Source organism: Glycomyces albidus, assembly GCF_009451885.1.
Taxonomy (GTDB): Bacteria; Actinomycetota; Actinomycetes; order Mycobacteriales; family Micromonosporaceae; genus Glycomyces; species Glycomyces albidus.
Genome location: NZ_WIAO01000050.1, coordinates 1 through 16793 on the forward strand (window position 1 = coordinate 1; position 16793 = coordinate 16793).

Here is a 16793-nt window from a genome sequence, read left to right on the forward strand (position 1 = left end):
TGTTTCCTCGGGTTGTGCTTCGGGGTGTTCGTCTTTCCAGGTGTTGACCCAGTTGCCCAGGGTCGTCGAGTTGATGCCGAGATCGCGCGCGACCTCGGCGACCGTTCGACCGGTCTGGACGACCATCGGCACAGCCTCCGCCTTGAACTGCGGGCTGAACTTCCGGCGCTTCGCGGGCATGGACACGATCCTCTCAAATCAGGATCCGTGTCCAACATCCTTGTTACACCTCAGACTTCGTAGCGGTTGGCGAGTACTTGTTGGCGGGCACCCTCTCGGTACGCGGTCACGATGGCCCTCCTGTTCTCGTCGGACGGGCGGCGGTTCAGTGCCCAGGCTGACCCTGCGGCATTGAGGTCCTGCGGGCGGGCTCGGCACGAGACCGAGCCCGCCCGCTGCCTCGGGAACTCCCGAGCCGGACTTGCGTCGTGGCGCTAGCGCTGCAGGGTCAGCAGACCCGGCCGGTACGGCAGGAGGCTGTAGTCCATGCCGTCAGAGCTCGGGCTGCGTCCCTGGTAGAGGAATTGCAGGTTGCAGGGGTCGATGGTCTTGGTCTGGTCGGGGTTGGTGCGCACCAGGTCGCCGTGGCTGATGTCGTTGGTCCACGTGGCACCGCTGTTCGCCTTGCCCGCGAAGGGGTTGCTCTCCGTCGCGGCCTGCGGCGTCCATGTGCCGTTCAGGCTGGTGGCCGTGAACGAGCGGAAGTAGCGCCCCTGGCTGCCCATGGCCTCGACGATCATGAGGTACTGGTTCTGGCCCTGGACCTTGTAGACCTCGACCGCCTCGAACAGGTTCGCCTTCGTGTCGCTCATGACGAGCTGGTAGCTCGTGCCGAAGCTGCTCGGGAAGTTGCCGAGGGGCATGCTGCAGCGGTAGATCTGGCCTTCGTCGTTGGCGAAGAACAGGTACATGTTCTGGTCGTCGGCGATGAGGGTCTGGTCGATGGGGTTGTTCACGGGGATCTGCCCGTTGAAGAGCTCCTGGTGCGGGCCCCAGCTGTTGGGGTCGGCGGGGTTGGTCGACGTGCGGTAGGAGAACTTGTACGGCCAGCCCCACTGGTAGGCGAGCACCCAGATGTTCTTCGGAGCGAAGTAGATCAGCGTCGGGGCCACCGGGTTGAAGCTCGTCACCCTGGTCTGGGCGGCCGAGGCCATGTCGGACCAGTTGGTGAACGGGCTGAAGACCACCGAGTTCCAGGCGTCTCCGGTGTCGTGCGTCGTCGCGTAGACGAGGTACTGGCCGTTGTAGCGGACGGCGGTGAAGTCCTTGAGCGAGACCTGCCCGTTCTTCGGTTCCGCGAGCGGGCCCGTCGATGTCCAGCGGTACGACGACGGCAGAGCGCAGGCGGCGCCGCCGTCGACGCGAGCGAGCTGCCATTGCTGGTTGGCGCCGCCCCAGTCGCTGTACTGCACGACCCCTGCGCCGTCGTTGGTCGCCGCGTTCTGGACTTCGACCGCCTTGTTGCTGTTGCGGTTGATCAGGCGGACGTAGCCGCCTGCGGAGTCGGCGAGCCGGAACTGCTGGTTGGCGCCGCCGTGGTCGGTCCACTGGTGGATGGCGGCGCCGTCGGCGGTCGACCAGCCGGAGACGTCGAGCACCTTGCCCGAATGCCGCGCCCTGATCCGGTAGTAGCCGCCGCCGGCGTCCACGAACTGGAACTGCTGGTTGGTGGCGCTCGTGCGGGTCCACTGTTGCAGCAGGGCCCCGTCGGCGGTGGACACACCGCTGACGTCCAGGGCCTTGCCGCTGCTGCGGTTCACCAGCACATACCAGGCGGTCGTGTCGACCGTGGCGGCTACGGCCGCGTTGGTGAACGGGTTGAGTACGGTCGCGGCGGCGGCCCCGGCGAGCACGCCGGCTCCTCCGATGAGCATCCGCCTGCGGCTCTTGGGGGTTTCCATCCAGGCCATGGTGGCCTCCTTATTCGAGGTTGGTCGGGTCTTCGAGATGCGGGTTCATTGCCACGGGTGGGACCGGGCGGTCGCGGACCGGCGGGTGCGCCGCCGCGGTCCGGTCCCGGATCGGTCAGTCAGCGAGGCCGCGAGCGCGGCCATGCCCCGGGTACAGCGGGACGGGATCGAGGAATCGGATGCTTCCCAGCGGACGCGGGACAAGCGTCGTGTCCTGGGGTGCACTGTCTGCGAGCCGGCGCGCCGTGGTCACCGTCTGGTCCATTGCTGGTTGGCCTGTCCGCCGCCGCAGGTCCAGAGCTTGACCTTCGTACCGTTGCCGGTGCCCCAGCCCGAGGCGTCCAGGCACAGGCCGGACTGCACCCCGGTGATGGTGCCGTCGGCGTTGAGGTTCCACTGCTGGTTGGCTTGCCCGTTGCACTCCCAGATCACCACAGGAGTGCCGTTGCCGGTGCCCTGGCCCTGAGCGTCCAGGCACTTGTCGCCGTACACCATCAACTGCTTGCCGGAGGTGTAGGTCCACTGCTGGTTGGCGCCGCCCCAGCAGTCCCACAGCTGCACGTCGGTACCGTTGGCGGTGCCGAGCCCGGTGACCTCGAGGCAGCGACCGGACTGGGCACCGACGATCTCGGTGCTGTCCGCCGTGCCGATGCTGCCCGGTACCGATCGCAGTGCGGCGTACCAGACCGCGGCCATCTTGTCGTATCCCGCCGCGGTCGGGTGGACGCCGTCGTCCAGGTCGGCGGCGGTCAGGGCGCTGTGCATGTCGACCAGGTGCACGTTCTTGCCGGCGTTCACCTTGCTCTGCACGATGCCGGGGATCGCCGCGTTGAAGCGGTTCACCGCCGCGTCCCCCTCGCTCCACCCCAGCGGAGTGATCTGCGCGACGAACACCTCGGCGTTCGGCGCCGTCGCGGTGATGCGGTCGATCAGTGCGGACAGCCGGTTCGGGGCGCCGGAGACGTCGTAGTTCTGCAGGATGTCGTTGGTGCCGATGTGCAGCAGCACGGTCTTCGGCTGATAGGTGTTCAGCCAGCCGACGACGTTCGCGTCGATCTGGTCGATCCGCCAGCCGGGGTGGCCTTCGTGATCGTGGTCGCCGAGGTTTCCCGGCCCGTTGAACTGCGACCCGACGAAGTCCGTGGTGTACCCGCCGTTGGCGAGGTGCTGCCACAGGCCGATCCGGTATCCGCCCGGCGTGGCCGTGCCCTCGGTGATGGAATCACCGAGCGGCATGACCCGGACCCCGCCGTTCGACTCCGCGCCGGCGGTGCCGACCGGTGTCGTCACCATGCCCACCATGAGACCGAGCGCCGCGATCCATCCGAGCCACCTTGCTCTTGTGCGCATCCCTTGTTCCTTGATTCGTAGGATCATTTCCGTTTCAGGTGGCCGCAGGGACCGGACTCGGTCTCGCACCGAGTCCGCCGGGTACATCGAGAGAGCCGAGTCGTGCCGCTGTCCCGCAGGGTCAGGACTCGGCCAGCAAGGCAGTTACCGATCACATATCGCGACCGGCTCAGAGACATCTGATGATTTCCGACGACTCGAACTATAGAGAGATATCTATGTGTAGTCAATGACTCGACCGAGGTTTGTTGGTACGACTAGTTGAAAGTCCGCTTCGAGGGCCGGCGGGCACCTTCTCGGTGCGCACTCCCGACGGCGCTCCCGGTCTCGCGCCTGCGGGCGAGCGGCCGTCAGGTGCTCGTCTCGGATGCGGTTCCGTCGAGGCAGGCCGCCATACGCGCGAGGAGGAGCTGCCGCTCCTGCCTGGTGGGGGCGAGCGCGGCGGCGTGCTCGAGTTCCGCTGCGGCTTCGGTGTAGCGGTGGAGTCGGACGAGGAGATCGCCGCGGACGGCGCCGAGGAGGTGGTAGCGGGCCAGCCGCGGGTCGGCGCGGAGTGGTTCGACGGCGTCGAGGGCGGCTCGCGGTCCGTCGAGGTGGAGGACGGCGACGGCCCGGTTCAGTTCGACGACAGGGGATCCGGTGACCTGGAGAAGCGCGTCGTAGAGGGCGAGGACGGTCGCCCAGTCGGTGTCGGCGAACGTGGCCGCTCGGGCATGGCATGCGGCGATCGCGGCCTGGATCGCGTAGGGGCCCAGGGGCCGGCTCAGTTCGAGGGCGCGATCGAGCATCCTCAGGCCGTGGTCGATGAGGGTGCGGTCCCAGCGACGGCGGTCCTGGTCCTCGAGCTGGACCGGGAGGCCCTGCGGGTCGGTGCGGGTGCGGAACCGGGAGGCCTGGAGCTCCATGAGCGCGACGAGACCGAGGACTTCCGGTTCGGTCGGGGCGAGCCCGGCCAGGATGCGTCCCATCCTCATGGCCTCGACGGCGAGGTCGGTGCGCACGAGCCGGTCTCCGGACGAGGCCGAGTACCCCTCGTTGAAGATCGCGTACAGGACCTCGAGGACCGTCCCGAGGCGGTGAGGAAGGTCTTCGGCGGAGGGCCGCTCGATCGGCACCCGGGCCATGGCGAGCGTGCGTTTGGCGCGGGTGATCCGCTGACCGACGGTCGCTGAGGGGACCAGGTAGGCCCGGGCGATCGCGTCGGTGGTCAGGCCTCCGAACAGGCGCAGGGTGAGTGCGACCCGGGCGTCGGGGGAGAGCATCGGGTGGCAGGTGGTGAAGAGCATGGTGAGCAGGTCGTCGGGGATCGGTTCGAGCGCCTGGTCGGCCACGTCGGGAAGTTCCTCAGGACGCCCGGCGGCGAGGAGGGGCGCCTTGCTGCGGGCGGTCTCCTCCCGCCGGGCTCGGTCGACGGCCTTGTGCCGTGCGGTCGACATCAGCCACGCTCCGGGCCGGGGCGGGATGCCGTCGACCGGCCACTGCTCCATGGCGGCCGCGAAGGCCTCTGCGGCGAGGTCTTCGGCGATGTCGAGGTCGCCGATGCGTCGGGCGAGCGTCGCGATCAGCTGCGGCGCCTCTATGCGCCACAGGGCTTCGACCGATTCCTGAAGATCCACGGCACTACCCCGGAAGGCGTTCCTGCAGCTCGGCGCTGCGGGCGAGGGTTTCCTCGCCGACGTTTCGGGCGAGATCGGCCATGTCGAACAGGGGCCGGATCTCCAGGACCTGGGACTCGCCGTACGCGGGGTCGTACGGGCACCGTTTCACCCATTCGACCGCTTCGGCCAGGGAGCCGACCTCCCAGATCCAGTAGCCTGCGATCACCTCTTTGGCCTCGGTGAACGGGCCGTCGACGACCGAGGTCCCGGCTGCGGAGAAGGCGACCTTCGCGCCGGCGCCCGACGGCTGAAGACCCTCTCCTCCCAGCATGATGCCGGCGTTGACGAGCTGCTCGTTGAAGATCCGCATCTTCTCGAACATCTCGGCGGTGGGCTCGCCCTTGCCTTCGTCGGCGCCGTCGCCCTTCGTCATCACCATCACGCGCATGTCGCGTCCTTCCTGGTCAGTTCTGGCCGGTGGTGCGGCGCAGCAGGTCTGCGATGAACGCCGCATCCACGGTGTCATCCTCCTTCAGGTCGACCGCTTTGCGGTCACCGGAACCGAGGGAGCGGAGCACGCCCTTGACGGGTTCGATGGCGCCGGCGTCGAACACCATGAACGAGATCTTCGCCGCGGCCGCGTGCAAAACTGCGATGTTCTTCCCGGCCAGGACGAAATGCGGCTTGCCGTAGAGGAACGCCTCCTCCACACCGGGGAGCGTGTCGTGGACGGTCTCGCGCAGCGCGTTCGCGGTCCGCTGCTGCCAGGGCCCGGTCTTCGCGATGTAGTCGGTGACTTCGCCGTTGCGGGCCATGATCGGTTCCCCGTCCTCAAGCGGTGACGCGGTAGGTCGAGACGACCACCCCGGAGTCGAACGCGGTCGTGCCGGCGTGGGCGAGGCCGGTGCGGCTCTCGGGCCGGAACATGGGCACACCGCCGCCCTTGAGCACCGGGTACGTCCACACCTTGTATTCGTCGAGGAGCCCGGCGGTCGCGAGCGCGTCGGTGAGGCGGCCGGCGCCCCATACCAGGACGTCGCCGCCGTCTTCGGCCTTGAGCCTCTTGACCGCATCGGTGAGCCGGTCGCCGGGTATGACGGTGGTCGGGTGCCACGCGCCGGTGTCGACCGGCTCGGTGGCGACGACGTACTTGCGCATGGCGTTGACGTGGTCGGCGTAGGGGTTGCCGCCCATGTGGGGCCAGGCCTGGGCCATGCCTTCGTAGGTCACCCGCCCCAGGAGCAGCGAGTCTGCGCCGAGGGTGAGGTCCAAGGCGTACTGCTGCGCCGCGGCGTCGTTGTAGGCCAGGGACCACTCGTGCGGGTCGTCGATGTAGCCGTCGAGGGTGGTGTAGGTGGAGGCGATGATGCGTCGCATGTCCGTGTCCTTCTCGCGGTTCGGGACCGGTCGTTCCGGCCCGTCATCCCTCCTTCGTTCGAGGGGCCGGGATTTCGACACGGTCTTCGAGATTCTTTTCGCGACTTCAGCGATGGTGGCGGCCCGGCGATCCGGTGTGCGGTTGAACGCGGCCCGAAGGCGTTCCCGGCTCGATCAGGGATCTAGTGATCGCGCTCGGGGCGTTTGGGTTTGGCTCGGATGTGGGCTCGTTCTCCCTGTCTGCCTATGAGGCTGAGGAACTCGACGGGGCCGGCGCCGGTGGCGCCGAACCAGTGCGGGGTGCGGGTGTCGAACTCGGCGGCCTCGCCGGGTTTCAGCCTGAGGTCGTGCTCGCCGAGGATCAAGCGGAGTGTGCCGTTGAGGACGTAGGTCCAGTCGAAGCCCTCGTGGGTTCGCAGCTGCGGCGTCTTGTCGTCGTCGCCGGTCGGCAGGATGAACTTGTACGCCTGGATGCCGCCGGGCCTGCGGGTGAGCGGCAGGACCACCGCGCCGTTCTCGCATGCGACGGGCCGCAGGTGCACGCGCGGGTCGCCCGTCGGCGGGGCGTCCACGAGTTCGTCGAGGGTCACCCCGTGGACCCGCGCGAGCGGCAGGAGCTGCTCCAGGGTCGGCCGGCGCAGCCCCGATTCGAGCCGGGAGAGCGTGCTGGCGGAGATCCCCGTCTGCGCGGCGAGGTCGGCGAGGGTGACCTCGCGGCGGAGCCGCAGCCGCTTGAGGCGCGGCCCGACGGCGTCGAGGGTCTGGTCGAGATCCGGTTCCATCCTTCTATCTTGCCATTCGGCAACGCAGTTTGCCGATTCGAGGGCTGATTCGTCAGGATCGACCGGCGCCCGGTCCGGGCGCGCCTCCGCGGCCGGCTTCCGCGCCCGAAGCGGCCGAGCAGCCTCGAAAGGAAACCATGAACTCGCTTCCGACCGCGACGGCCGATCCGGTCATCCTGGATCCGCGCCGCCGCCGCACCGTCCTCGTCGGCGTCTGCATCGCACTCATGGCGGTCATCGCCTCCGTGTCCGGCTTGAACGTCGCCCAACCGCAGGTCGCCGTCGCCTTCGACGCCTCGCAGAGCGAGGTCCTGTGGATGATCAACCTCTACACCGTCACCCTGGCCGCGCTCCTGCTCCCGCTCGGGGCGGCCGGGGACCGGTGGGGCCGCAAGCCCGTCCTGCTCGCGGGACTGGCCGTCTTCGGCGCCGCGAGCGCCGCGGCCGGACTGGCCCAGACCACCGAGGCCATGCTCGCCGCCCGGTTCCTCAGCGGCGTCGGCGCGGCGATGATCATGCCCGTCACGCTCTCGGTCATCACCGCGACGTTCCCCGACTCCGAGCGCTCCAAGGCGATCGGGGTGTGGTCCGCCGTCGCGGGAGGCGGCGGGATCCTCGGGATGTTCGCCTCGGCCCTCCTGGTCGACGTCGCGAGCTGGCGCTGGCTCTTCGTGCTGCCGGTGGCCCTCGTCGCCGCCGCCGCCGTCGTCGCGGTCCGGGCCGTCCCGAACTCGCGCGAGGCGGCGGCCCACCGGTTCGACCTGGTCGGCTCGCTGGCGTCGGTGGTCGCCGTCGTCGGCTTCATCCTCGTGCTCCATGAAGGGCCCGAACGGGGCTGGGCGGCGCCGGAGACGCTGGCGGCCCTTCTCGCCGGAGTGGTCGGCGCGGCCGGGTTCGCGGCGTGGGAGCTGCGCCATCCGGCGCCGCTGCTGGACGTCCGCCTGTTCCGGGAGCGGGGCCTGGCCGGCGGTTCGCTCGTGCTCCTCGCCGTGTTCGGCGTGCTGGCGGGGATCTTCGTGGTCCTCTTCCCGTACTTCCAGGCGGTGCTGGGCTGGTCCGGTCTGGTCTCCACCCTCGCGCTCATGCCGATGGCGGTCCTGATGATGGCCGCCTCGGGACTCGCCCCGCGGCTCGCCGCGCGCATCGGCGCCCGGGCGGCCGTGTCCGCGGGGATCGCCCTGGCCGGCTCGGGGCTCGCGCTCATGGCCGTGCTCGTCTCGGTCGAAGGGGGATACCTCTCGGTGCTGCCGGGCATGGTCGCGATGGGGCTCGGCATGGGCTTGTCGATGACGCCGTCCACCGAGGCCATCACCTCGTCGCTGCCGCGCGAGCGGCAGGGCGTCGCCTCGGCGCTCAACGACGTCACCCGGGAGCTCGGCACCGCCCTCGGCGTCGCCCTGCTCGGCGCGGTCCTCACCGCCGGGTACGCCGATGCGATCGAGCGGCGCCTCGAAGGCGTCCCCGGCGGTGCCGCCGACGACGCGCGCAGGGGCATCGCCGGCGCGCTCGCGGGCGCGGACGGCACGCCGGCTCCGGCGGCGCTGGTGCGGGCCGCGCAGGAGTCCTTCGTAGAGGGCTGGCGGCAGGCGATGTGGACCGGCGTCGTCGTGATGGCGCTCCTGCTGGTCGCCGTCCTCCTGCGCGGTCCGCGACGGGCGGAGCGGTCGCCGGAACCGGACGGCGCCTGAACGCTGCGGGGAGGGGCCTTCCCCGCGAGGGCCCCTCCCCGGGCCGGAACGGCTGCACGTCAGCGGCGGCTGATCCGGTGCGTCTCCGCCATGGCGCGGAGCTTGTCCGGGTTGCGGACGGCGAAGAAGTCGGTGATCCTGCCGTCGGCGGTCGCGAGGAGGAAGACGCCTTCGAGGCGGTCCTCGACGTAGGCCGCGATCGCGGGCGCGCCGTTGCAGTTGACCGTCTCGATCCGCAGGCCCGGCGTGCGTTTCCGCTTGCCGAAGATGTCGAGGACGGCGGCGGCGACCTTCGCGGCGCCGACGAGGGGCCGCCGTGCGGCGGTGGTCTTGCCGCCGCTGTCGGCGGTCCACACGGCGTCGGGGGCGAGCAGCGCGAGCAGGCCGTCCAGGTCGCCGGTGGCGGTCGCGGCCATGAACTGCCCGGTGATCCGCGCGGTCTCGGCGGCGTCGACGGGCGCGAAGCGCTTGCGGCGGGCCTGCACGTTCCGGCGGGCGCGGTGCGCCGTCTGGCGCACCGCGATCACCGATTTGCCGACCGCCGAGGCGATCTCCTGGTGCCCGAAGCCGAACACCTCGTGAAGGACGAACACCGCGCGCTCGTCGGGGGTGAGCGTCTCGAGCACCACGAGCATCGCCATCGAGACCGATTCGGCGAGCACCGCGTCGGACGAGGCGTCGCGCTCGTCGAGGAGCAGCGGTTCGGGCAGCCACGGCCCCACGTAGTCCTCGCGGCGGCGGCTGCTCGCGCGCACCGTGTTGAGCGCTTGGCGGGTCACCACCTTCGCCAGGTACGACTTCGTGTCCCGCACGGCATCGAGGTCCACTTGGGACCATCGCAGGTAGCTGTCCTGGAGGACGTCGTCGGCTTCGGTGGCGGAGCCGAGGATCTCGTAGGCGATCGTGAACAGCAGCGGCCGCAGGCGGGTGAACCGCTCGGCGTGCTCGTCGGCGCGCAGTTCGGTGTCCTGGCCGGGTGCCTCGGCGCTCATGACGACTGCCCGCTCCGTTCCCGTACGGCCGGCCGGAGGTCGCGCGGGCCGCCCTTCGGCCAGATCATCGCCCCCGGCCTGCGGGCTTCGAGGCGGATCCGCTTCGACACCGCGAACCGGCAGGTCAGCTCTTTGATCAGCGCGCCGAGCCGGCCGCCGATGTAGAGGTCCACCATAGTGTCGTCCTTGCGGCCGAGCTGCCGGATGCCGGCGCGGCGGCCGAGGCTCAGGCACGCGCCGGTGAACGCCAGGTCGATCACGGCGGGTTCGGTTCCCTCGATGCGGCTCAGCACGGTGTCCGCGGCGCGGGCGCCGAGGGGCCCGGCGGCGTAGCCGCTCATCCGCAGTGCCCGGCCGGAGGGGGCGGCGCAGTCGCCCGCCGCGACGATGCGGTCGTCGTCGACGCTGGTCAGCGTCTCGTCGGTGAGCAGCCGGCCGATCTCGTCGGTGCGCAGCCCGCTCGCGGCGGCCAGGCCCGGCACGGCGAAACCGGCCGTCCAGACCGTCAGCGCGCTCGGTCGCTGCCCGCCGCCGGAGAGCACGACCGCGTCGGGCCGGACCTCGGCGACGTTCTCGCCTTCGATCACGGTGACGCGGTGCCGCTTGAGCCATCCGGCGACGTACCGCCGCCCCGGTTCGCTCAGGTACGGCGCGAGGGTCCGGCCGCAGACGAGCGTGACCGTGCGGCCCTGGTCGGCCAGTTCGGCGGCGGTCTCGACGCCGGTGAGCCCGCCGCCGACGACGGTGACGGGGGCGTCGGCGGGGAGCCGGTCGAGCCGGGCGCGGAGCCGCCGCGCGGGCTCGAGCTCGGCGACGTCGAACGCGAACGCCGCCGCACCGGGCACCGAAGCGGGCGTCGCCCCGGTGCTCCCGACCGCGTAGACGAGGTAGTCGTAGGCGAGCGAGGCGCCGGAGGCGAGCCGCACGGTGCGGGCGGCGGTGTCGATGTGCTCGGCGCTGTCGACGACCAGCTCGATGCCGTCCCCGAGCAGGGTGCCGAAGTCGATGGCCGCGTCGCCGGTTCCGGCCGCGAGCTGGTGCAGCCGGAGGCGTTCGACGAACTCGGGCCGCGGGTTGACCAGTGTGATGTCGATGTCGCCGCGCGAGCGCAGGCGGTTGGCCGCGATCACTCCGGCATAGCCGCCGCCGACGACGAGGACCTTCTTGGCTGTCAGGTGTTCGGTCATGCCCCCAGGACACCGGCCGGTCCCGGGAAGTGACTCGGCATGGCGCGGGTCACGCTCGCCCTGACCGGGGCTCCGGCCGCGCCCGCTTCGATGACTTGGCTCACGACGTGTCACACCGCGGTGCTCGGCGGAGTCTCGTGGGCGTGAGTCGCGTCCGCAATGAGCACGGACGGGGCGCCCCGAGTGCGCCCCGCCCTGCTCGTCCACTGCGGCCGGCTCCGAACGAGAGAGGAGGATTCGCATGATCAGCACCTGGACGCGGCGCCTTGTCGCGGCCGCGGCCGCCGGACTGCTCGCCGTCACCGCGTTCGCGGCACCGGCGCAGGCCGACGACCAGCCGAGCGACCGCGCGTCGCGCACCGTCATCACGCTGGGCGACGGCGGCTGGCCTTAGGCCGGTCGGCGGTACGGGGGCCGCGGGTGCCACCGCGGCTCCCGTCGGACGCGAGGACGGCGGCGAGTCCTTCGCGCACGCTCGGGAAGACCGGAGCCCATCCCAGTTCGCGCTTGGCCTTGGTCGTGTCGAGGCGGATGCGGGCGGTGGCCATGAGGGCTCGCAGGTACGGCGTCGCGGCCAAGATGCCGGCGGGCATGGACGGCGGTGCCGGCGCTCCCGCGACCGCCGCCATGGTCGTGACGTACTCGTCGAAGCCCACGGGGTGGTCGTCCGCGATGTTGTACGCCTGGCCCGGCCGGCCGAGTTCGAGCGCGGCGACGGTGGCCGAGGCGGCGTCGTACACGTGGATCGGCGGCACGACGCCGGCGCCGCGGATCGCCGGGAGCCGGCGTTTCCGAGCGGCTTCGAGGAGTTTCAGGGTCATCGGTTCGGGGCCGTAGAACATGCCGTACCGCAACGCGATGCCCGACGCGGCGAGGACCTGCTCCTCGTTGGCGCGCATCGAGCGCATGTGCCGGTCTGTGGGCCGGTGTCCGGTGGGCCTGGCGAAGGGGTGCTCCTCGGTGAGCGGCCGCGGCCCGTGGTCGCGGTACCCGTATCCGAGGAAGAACGACTGCGTGACGAAGCGTCCGGCCCCGAGGGCGGCCGCGGCCTCCAGGAGGTTCGCCGTGCCCTGCTCGCGCAGGTCGTCGGTGGCGTACAGGGACCGGTGGAACAGCGGTACGACGCGGATCGCCGTCGCCTGGTGGACCACGGCGTCGGCCGCCTCTCCGTCGAGTGCACGCAGGAGCCCGTCCCGGTCCATCAGGTCGGCGGGGATCGGCCGCGCGCCGATCGCCGACAGGCGCGCGGCGCCACCCGGGGACCGGGTCAGGCCCAGCACTTCGTGCCCGGCTTCGAGCAGCCCGCGCGTCAGTGCCGATCCGATCGCGCCGGTCGCGCCGGCGAGCAGCACTCTCATTTCGCGGGCTCCTTGCCGAGGCGGCCGCGCCGGACCGTGCGCAGGCGAAGGACCAGGCCGACCGCGCCCACCGCGGACAGTGCCAGCAGCGCCCACGGGTCGGAGGCGTTCCCGCCCCGGTCCAGATCGATCGCGTGGTTGAGGGCGTGGAGCGTGTTGGTGAGCACGAACCCCGCCAGGACGACGGCGAGGACGTCGCGCCACCACAGCGCGGCGAGCATCATCAGGCCGATGCCGATCTGGAAGACGCCGGCGTCGTGCAGGAAGTGGACGTGGTTCGGCCAGTTCGCCCAGGCGGCGAAGTCCGCCGGGGCGATCCAGGCCCACGTGCCGGTGACCATCATGGACAGTGCTGCGAGTACGACCGCGGCGCTTACGACTCTCGACGTTCTCATGTGTCCTCCAATCGGGGAGACGAACCGGTTCGGTTCGTCAGCGTACGCCCGCCGAGCCGCCGATGTCAACACGAACCGGTCCGTCTCCCCAGTTGGGTAGAATGACGTGATGCAGGCGACGCGAACCCCGGACCCGGCCCGGCGCAACCCCGACTCGACCAAGGCGATCCTCGAAGCGGCGCTCGCGCTCGCGCGGGACGAGGGCTGGTCCAAAGTGAGCATCGAGGGCATCGCCGCCCGCGCGGGCGTCGGCAAGCGGACGATCTACCGGTGGTGGCCCTCCAAGGGCGCGGTCGTGCTCGACGCCTACGTCTCGCGGCTGCAGGAGGCGCCGTACATGAGCCCCGAGGCGGCCGCCACCGACGACCTCCGGGCCGACCTGGTGCGCGTGCTCAACGACACCTGGAACATGGTGAGCGACTCCCTGCCGCTGCTGGCCGCCCTCATCGGCGAGGCCCAGCACGACCCCGACCTGGCCGCGCGCCTGTGGGAGCGGCTCATCGCGCCGTCGAGCGAGCCGGTGCAGGCCCGCATCAGGCTGGCCCAGGACCGGGGCGAGATCGCCCCGGACGCCGACCCGTTCCGCGCCGCCGAACTCATCTACGGCCAGATCTACCTGCGGCTGCTCGTCACTCCGAAGGCGCTCGACGAGGGCTTCCTCGAAGACTGCGTCGACCTGTCGCTCCGCGGCCTCCGCGTGCGCCCCTGAGGGTCGCGCGAGTTCGCGACCGGTCCGCCGCTCGCGCCGGCGAGCCGGAACGAGCCCGGGCACGCGGGGAAGTGCGCGCTCGCGGACCGAGCCGGCGAGGTCCTCGAACAGGGCGTCCGGAACGTCCTCGCGCTGATGGCCGCCGGCACCCGTGGCGCTGCCGGATCCGAAGGGGCCGCGGCCGTTCGCACCCCGGCAAGGGCCACCGCTAGTCCGGGCGGTGCCGGGTTCGCGGGTCCTCGGACGGGTTCGCGTACATCGGCGGGCAGCCGTGTTCGACCGCTTCGGGGCGCAGTTCGTAGTGCCAGGGCTCGTTGCGGTAGATCCGGCACAGTCCGTAGCGGGCGCCGTGCTCGGAGAGCCATGCCTGCGCCTTCGCCGGCCCGAGGTCGATCGCCTGTCCTTTGACGTGCGAGGACGTCTCCGGGGTGGACACCCATCGGGCGGCGGCCTGTTCGGATCCGTGCTCGGCGACCGCTTCGCGGCGGAGCTGCGCCTGGTAGGCCGGGGAGCGCCAGCCGCTGTTGACGCTGAAGCGGACGCCGTCGCCGGCGGCGTCGGCGGCGGCCCGGCGCAGCGCTGCGAGGAAGGCCGGGTCGAGGTTCGCGACGCCCGGGACGTCGTCGTCGAAGACGCTCGTGCGGTAGGGGACGGCGCCGTCGTCCACGCCGAGGCCGCCGCGGTGCCGGATGCGCAGCAGCCGGTAGCCGAGGGCTTTCGCGATCGCGGCCATGACGGCGAGCAGGCCGGCGACGAGGCTCCGGCGGATCCGGCGGGCCGTCGCGGTGAGGAGCCGGGGGGCCCGGCGGGCGGCGGCCCGCGGCTCGGTCTGGGTCATCATGCGGACACTGAAACGCGAGCGGTGTTGCCGCCCCGTATGCGGTTTTCGATATGCGGACGATACGGGGCGACTCGTAGCATGGTCCGCATGCGTGTACTGGTCGTGGAGGACGAGCTCTATATGGCGGAGGCCATCCGGGACGGGCTGCGCCTGGAGGCGATCGCGGCCGACATCGCCTGCGACGGCGACACCGCGCTGGAGCTGCTGAGCGTCAACGCCTACGACATCGCCGTCCTCGACCGGGACATCCCCGGGCCGTCCGGCGACCAGGTCGCCGAGAGCATCGTCGCCTCCGGCACCGGCATGCCGATCCTCATGCTCACCGCCGCCGACCGGCTCGACGACAAGGCCAGCGGGTTCGGGCTCGGCGCCGACGACTACCTGACCAAGCCGTTCGAGCTCCAGGAGCTGGTGCTCCGGCTCCGGGCGCTCGACCGCCGGCGCGCGCACAGCCGGCCGCCCGTGCGGGAGATCGCCGGGCTGCGGCTGGACCCGTTCCGCCGCGAGGTCTTCCGGGACGGCCGGTACGTCGCGCTCACTCGGAAGCAGTTCGCGGTGCTCGAAGTGCTCGTGGCCGCCGAGGGCGGCGTCATCAGCGCCGAGGAGCTGCTGGAGCGGGCGTGGGACGAGAACGCCGACCCGTTCACGAACGCCGTGCGGATCACGGTGTCGGCGCTGCGCAAGCGGCTCGGCGAACCGTGGCTCATCGCCACCGTGCCCGGGGTCGGGTACCGGATCGACACCGGCGCCGTCGACAGCGGAGCCGACGGGCCCCGGGGTGGATAGGGAGCCGGGCCTCAGCGTCCGCCTCAAGCTCACGCTCAGCTACGCCGGGTTCCTCGTGGTCGCGGGCGTCCTGCTCATCGCGATCGTGTGGGTGTTCCTCCTGCGCTACGTGCCCCGGGAGGCGATCTCGCTGCGCGGCGAGCCCGACGAGAACGGGATGCGGGGGCCCGGGTTCTTCATCCCGGGCCGGCTGGACCTGTGGGAGGCGTTCCTGCCGAAAGCGGTTGCGGCCCTGGTGTTCCTGCTGCTGCTCGGGCTCGCGGGCGGTTGGTTCCTCGCCGGGCGGATGCTCGCCCCGCTCAACCGCATCGCCCACGCCACCCGCCTGGCGACGGACGGGTCGCTCGCGCACCGGATCCACCTCGAGGGCCGCGGCGACGAGTTCCGCGAGCTCGCCGACGCGTTCGACGACATGCTCGCGCGGCTCGAAGCGCACGTCGCCGAGCAGGAGCGGTTCGCCGCCAACGCCTCCCATGAACTGCGCACGCCGCTCGCGATCACGCAGACGCTGCTCGAGGTGGCCCGCAGCGACCCCGAGCGGGGCGCCGCCGAACTCGTCGAGCGCCTCTACGCGGTCAATTCGCGCGCGATCGACCTCACCGAGGCGCTGCTGCTGCTCAGCCGCGCCGACCGGCGGTCCTTCGCCCGCGAGCACGTCGACCTGTCCCTGATCGCCGAGGAGGCCGCAGAGACGCTGCTGCCCCTCGCGGAGCGGCGCGGCGTCGCCGTCCAGACCTCGGGCGACATCGCGCCCGCGCTCGGCTCGCACGCGCTCCTGCTCCAGATGACCACGAACCTCGTGCACAACGCCATCGTCCACAACCTCCCCGAAGGCGGGACGGTCCACGTGGACGCCGCCGCCGGCCCGAAGTCGGTCGCGCTCACCGTCGAGAACACCGGCGACCGGCTCACGCCGCAGCTCGTCGCGACCCTCGCCGAGCCGTTCCAGCGCGGCACCAGGCGCATCCGCTCCGACCACAACGGGGTCGGCCTCGGCCTGGCGATCGTGAAGAGCATCGTCCAGGCCCACGACGGCGCGCTCTCGCTCGTCCCGCTCGCCGAGGGCGGGCTCCGCGTCACGGTCGAACTGCCCGCCGCGCCGCCGCGGCCTTGAGCGGCGCGTTCTCGAGCCAGCGCAGTCTTCAGCGGCCGGGGCCGTCGGGAGCCGCCTGCGCAACGCGGTCGTTCGAGCGCGTGGCCTGGAGCGGCTGCGGTCATCGGCGGCCGCTCGCGAGGCCGCAGTCGTTCGGTTCCGGAAGGCTTGAGAAAGCGCGGCCCCAGGAGGGCGCGGTCGTTCGAGGTCGCTGACTCGGGAAAGCGCGGCCTCGCGAGTCCGCGGTCTTGAGCGGACGCGGTCCCGGGCGATCGCGCAGCGGTGCGGTCGCTAGAGGTCGCGCAGGAACCGGGACGAGTGCCCGGCCTGGTCGATGTAGCCGCGGCCGCGGTAGAACGCGTGCGCGTCTTCGCGGCGGTCGTTGCTGGTGACCTCCATGCGGACGCAGCCGCGCCCGGCGGCGAACGACTCGGCCGCTGCCACGAGCCTGCCGCCGATCCCCCGGCCGCGCGCCCCGTCCGCGACGACGAGCGCGACGATCCGGCCCCAGGCTCCGGGGCGTTCGAAGAACGGGCAGACGTGGACCGCGACGACGCCGAGCACGCCGCCGTCCTCGGCGGCGAAGGCCGCGCTGGACGGGTCGGCGTTCCACGACTCGATGCGGGCCGCGGTCGCCGCGGGGTCGTCCTGCGGGTAGCCGAGCTGCCGGAGCAGCTCGCCGACGGCCGCGGCGTCGGCGGCGCGCACGGGCCGGACCAGCATGGCC

The 16793-nt window shown here is 71.5% G+C and carries 19 protein-coding genes; 5 read left to right on the top strand and 14 right to left on the bottom strand.

Annotated features, from left to right (window positions below):
• The 8 genes from GFD30_RS24080 to GFD30_RS24115 all read right to left on the bottom strand — a co-directional run.
• Positions 1-180 (bottom strand): transposase (locus GFD30_RS24080; protein WP_153027702.1); only part of this gene is annotated, 180 nt, incomplete at its 3' end.
• Between the two features lie 254 nt (positions 181-434).
• On the bottom strand, positions 435-1901 hold the full coding sequence (locus tag GFD30_RS24085; RefSeq protein ID WP_407649194.1) for a non-reducing end alpha-L-arabinofuranosidase family hydrolase: 1467 nt from the start codon (positions 1899-1901) through the stop codon (positions 435-437).
• A gap of 258 nt (positions 1902-2159) precedes the next feature.
• On the bottom strand, positions 2160-3260 hold the full coding sequence (locus GFD30_RS24090; RefSeq protein ID WP_153027704.1) for an RICIN domain-containing protein: 1101 nt from the start codon (positions 3258-3260) through the stop codon (positions 2160-2162).
• 350 nt (positions 3261-3610) lie between these two features.
• Positions 3611-4876, bottom strand: a complete 1266-nt coding sequence (locus GFD30_RS24095) for a sigma-70 family RNA polymerase sigma factor (protein ID WP_322633570.1) — start codon at positions 4874-4876, stop codon at positions 3611-3613.
• 4 nt (positions 4877-4880) lie between these two features.
• Complete coding sequence (locus tag GFD30_RS24100; RefSeq protein WP_153027705.1) at positions 4881-5306, bottom strand: YciI family protein; 426 nt, start codon at positions 5304-5306, stop codon at positions 4881-4883.
• 16 nt (positions 5307-5322) lie between these two features.
• Positions 5323-5673, bottom strand: coding sequence for a DUF1801 domain-containing protein (locus GFD30_RS24105; protein ID WP_153027706.1), 351 nt, complete (start codon positions 5671-5673; stop codon positions 5323-5325).
• Positions 5674-5689: 16 nt separating this feature from the next.
• Positions 5690-6235, bottom strand: a complete 546-nt coding sequence (locus GFD30_RS24110; protein ID WP_153027707.1) for a dihydrofolate reductase family protein — start codon at positions 6233-6235, stop codon at positions 5690-5692.
• A 182-nt stretch (positions 6236-6417) separates the two neighbouring features.
• Positions 6418-7017 carry a helix-turn-helix domain-containing protein gene (locus tag GFD30_RS24115; protein ID WP_153027708.1) on the bottom strand — a complete coding sequence of 200 codons (600 nt, stop codon included), beginning with the start codon at positions 7015-7017 and terminating at the stop codon, positions 6418-6420.
• Positions 7018-7154: 137 nt separating this feature from the next.
• Between GFD30_RS24115 and GFD30_RS24120 the strand changes: the two genes are divergently transcribed.
• Entirely contained in the window at positions 7155-8705 is a 1551-nt protein-coding gene (locus GFD30_RS24120) for an MFS transporter (RefSeq protein WP_227996997.1), read from the top strand.
• 59 nt (positions 8706-8764) lie between these two features.
• Here the strand turns inward: GFD30_RS24120 and GFD30_RS24125 are convergent, their stop codons facing one another.
• Positions 8765-9697 (bottom strand): RNA polymerase sigma-70 factor, encoded by a 933-nt coding sequence (locus GFD30_RS24125; protein ID WP_153027709.1) that lies wholly within the window; start codon positions 9695-9697, stop codon positions 8765-8767.
• Positions 9694-10884: an NAD(P)/FAD-dependent oxidoreductase gene (locus GFD30_RS24130; protein WP_153027710.1), complete on the bottom strand. Its 1191-nt coding sequence runs from the start codon at positions 10882-10884 to the stop codon at positions 9694-9696. Before GFD30_RS24130 ends, GFD30_RS24125 begins: the two co-directional genes overlap by 4 nt.
• Positions 10885-11125: 241 nt before the next feature.
• Here GFD30_RS24130 and GFD30_RS24135 point away from each other — a divergent pair, with 241 nt between their 5' ends.
• Entirely contained in the window at positions 11126-11278 is a 153-nt protein-coding gene (locus tag GFD30_RS24135) for a hypothetical protein (protein WP_153027711.1), read from the top strand.
• Here the strand turns inward: GFD30_RS24135 and GFD30_RS24140 are convergent.
• Complete coding sequence (locus GFD30_RS24140) at positions 11250-12242, bottom strand: NAD-dependent epimerase/dehydratase family protein (RefSeq protein ID WP_153027712.1); 993 nt, start codon at positions 12240-12242, stop codon at positions 11250-11252. The two genes, GFD30_RS24135 and GFD30_RS24140, sit on opposite strands and share 29 nt — an antisense overlap.
• On the bottom strand, positions 12239-12637 hold the full coding sequence (locus GFD30_RS24145) for a hypothetical protein (protein ID WP_153027713.1): 399 nt from the start codon (positions 12635-12637) through the stop codon (positions 12239-12241). Before GFD30_RS24145 ends, GFD30_RS24140 begins: the two co-directional genes overlap by 4 nt.
• Positions 12638-12746: 109 nt before the next feature.
• Between GFD30_RS24145 and GFD30_RS24150 the strand changes: the two genes are divergently transcribed.
• Positions 12747-13346: a TetR/AcrR family transcriptional regulator gene (locus tag GFD30_RS24150; RefSeq protein ID WP_153027714.1), complete on the top strand. Its 600-nt coding sequence runs from the start codon at positions 12747-12749 to the stop codon at positions 13344-13346.
• Positions 13347-13554: 208 nt separating this feature from the next.
• Here the strand turns inward: GFD30_RS24150 and GFD30_RS24155 are convergent, their stop codons facing one another.
• Positions 13555-14184 (bottom strand): D-alanyl-D-alanine carboxypeptidase family protein, encoded by a 630-nt coding sequence (locus GFD30_RS24155; protein ID WP_407649195.1) that lies wholly within the window; start codon positions 14182-14184, stop codon positions 13555-13557.
• Positions 14185-14274: 90 nt separating this feature from the next.
• On the opposite strand from GFD30_RS24155, the gene GFD30_RS24160 reads away from it, so the two are divergent.
• Together GFD30_RS24160 and GFD30_RS24165 are read left to right on the top strand one after the other, a co-directional pair.
• Positions 14275-14973, top strand: a complete 699-nt coding sequence (locus tag GFD30_RS24160) for a response regulator transcription factor (RefSeq protein WP_153027715.1) — start codon at positions 14275-14277, stop codon at positions 14971-14973.
• Positions 14966-16087 (top strand): sensor histidine kinase, encoded by a 1122-nt coding sequence (locus GFD30_RS24165; protein WP_322633571.1) that lies wholly within the window; start codon positions 14966-14968, stop codon positions 16085-16087. The genes GFD30_RS24160 and GFD30_RS24165 overlap by 8 nt, the downstream gene beginning before the upstream one ends.
• Before the next feature lie 270 nt (positions 16088-16357).
• Here GFD30_RS24165 and GFD30_RS24170 read toward each other — a convergent pair whose 3' ends face one another.
• A complete protein-coding gene (locus GFD30_RS24170; RefSeq protein ID WP_153027716.1) occupies positions 16358-16789 on the bottom strand; it encodes a GNAT family N-acetyltransferase in 432 nt (143 codons plus the stop codon).
• Positions 16790-16793 lie beyond the last annotated feature (4 nt).

Coding starts and splice junctions, on each gene's coding strand:
- GFD30_RS24085 (WP_407649194.1), bottom strand. CDS start 1,901: ATGGAAACCCCCAAGAGCCGCAGGCGGATGCTCATCGGAGGAGCCGGC.
- GFD30_RS24090 (WP_153027704.1), bottom strand. CDS start 3,260: ATGCGCACAAGAGCAAGGTGGCTCGGATGGATCGCGGCGCTCGGTCTC.
- GFD30_RS24100 (WP_153027705.1), bottom strand. CDS start 5,306: ATGCGCGTGATGGTGATGACGAAGGGCGACGGCGCCGACGAAGGCAAG.
- GFD30_RS24105 (WP_153027706.1), bottom strand. CDS start 5,673: ATGGCCCGCAACGGCGAAGTCACCGACTACATCGCGAAGACCGGGCCC.
- GFD30_RS24110 (WP_153027707.1), bottom strand. CDS start 6,235: ATGCGACGCATCATCGCCTCCACCTACACCACCCTCGACGGCTACATC.
- GFD30_RS24115 (WP_153027708.1), bottom strand. CDS start 7,017: ATGGAACCGGATCTCGACCAGACCCTCGACGCCGTCGGGCCGCGCCTC.
- GFD30_RS24120 (WP_227996997.1), top strand. CDS start 7,155: ATGAACTCGCTTCCGACCGCGACGGCCGATCCGGTCATCCTGGATCCG.
- GFD30_RS24125 (WP_153027709.1), bottom strand. CDS start 9,697: ATGAGCGCCGAGGCACCCGGCCAGGACACCGAACTGCGCGCCGACGAG.
- GFD30_RS24130 (WP_153027710.1), bottom strand. CDS start 10,884: ATGACCGAACACCTGACAGCCAAGAAGGTCCTCGTCGTCGGCGGCGGC.
- GFD30_RS24135 (WP_153027711.1), top strand. CDS start 11,126: ATGATCAGCACCTGGACGCGGCGCCTTGTCGCGGCCGCGGCCGCCGGA.
- GFD30_RS24140 (WP_153027712.1), bottom strand. CDS start 12,242: ATGAGAGTGCTGCTCGCCGGCGCGACCGGCGCGATCGGATCGGCACTG.
- GFD30_RS24145 (WP_153027713.1), bottom strand. CDS start 12,637: ATGAGAACGTCGAGAGTCGTAAGCGCCGCGGTCGTACTCGCAGCACTG.
- GFD30_RS24150 (WP_153027714.1), top strand. CDS start 12,747: ATGCAGGCGACGCGAACCCCGGACCCGGCCCGGCGCAACCCCGACTCG.
- GFD30_RS24155 (WP_407649195.1), bottom strand. CDS start 14,184: ATGACCCAGACCGAGCCGCGGGCCGCCGCCCGCCGGGCCCCCCGGCTC.
- GFD30_RS24160 (WP_153027715.1), top strand. CDS start 14,275: ATGCGTGTACTGGTCGTGGAGGACGAGCTCTATATGGCGGAGGCCATC.
- GFD30_RS24170 (WP_153027716.1), bottom strand. CDS start 16,789: ATGCTGGTCCGGCCCGTGCGCGCCGCCGACGCCGCGGCCGTCGGCGAG.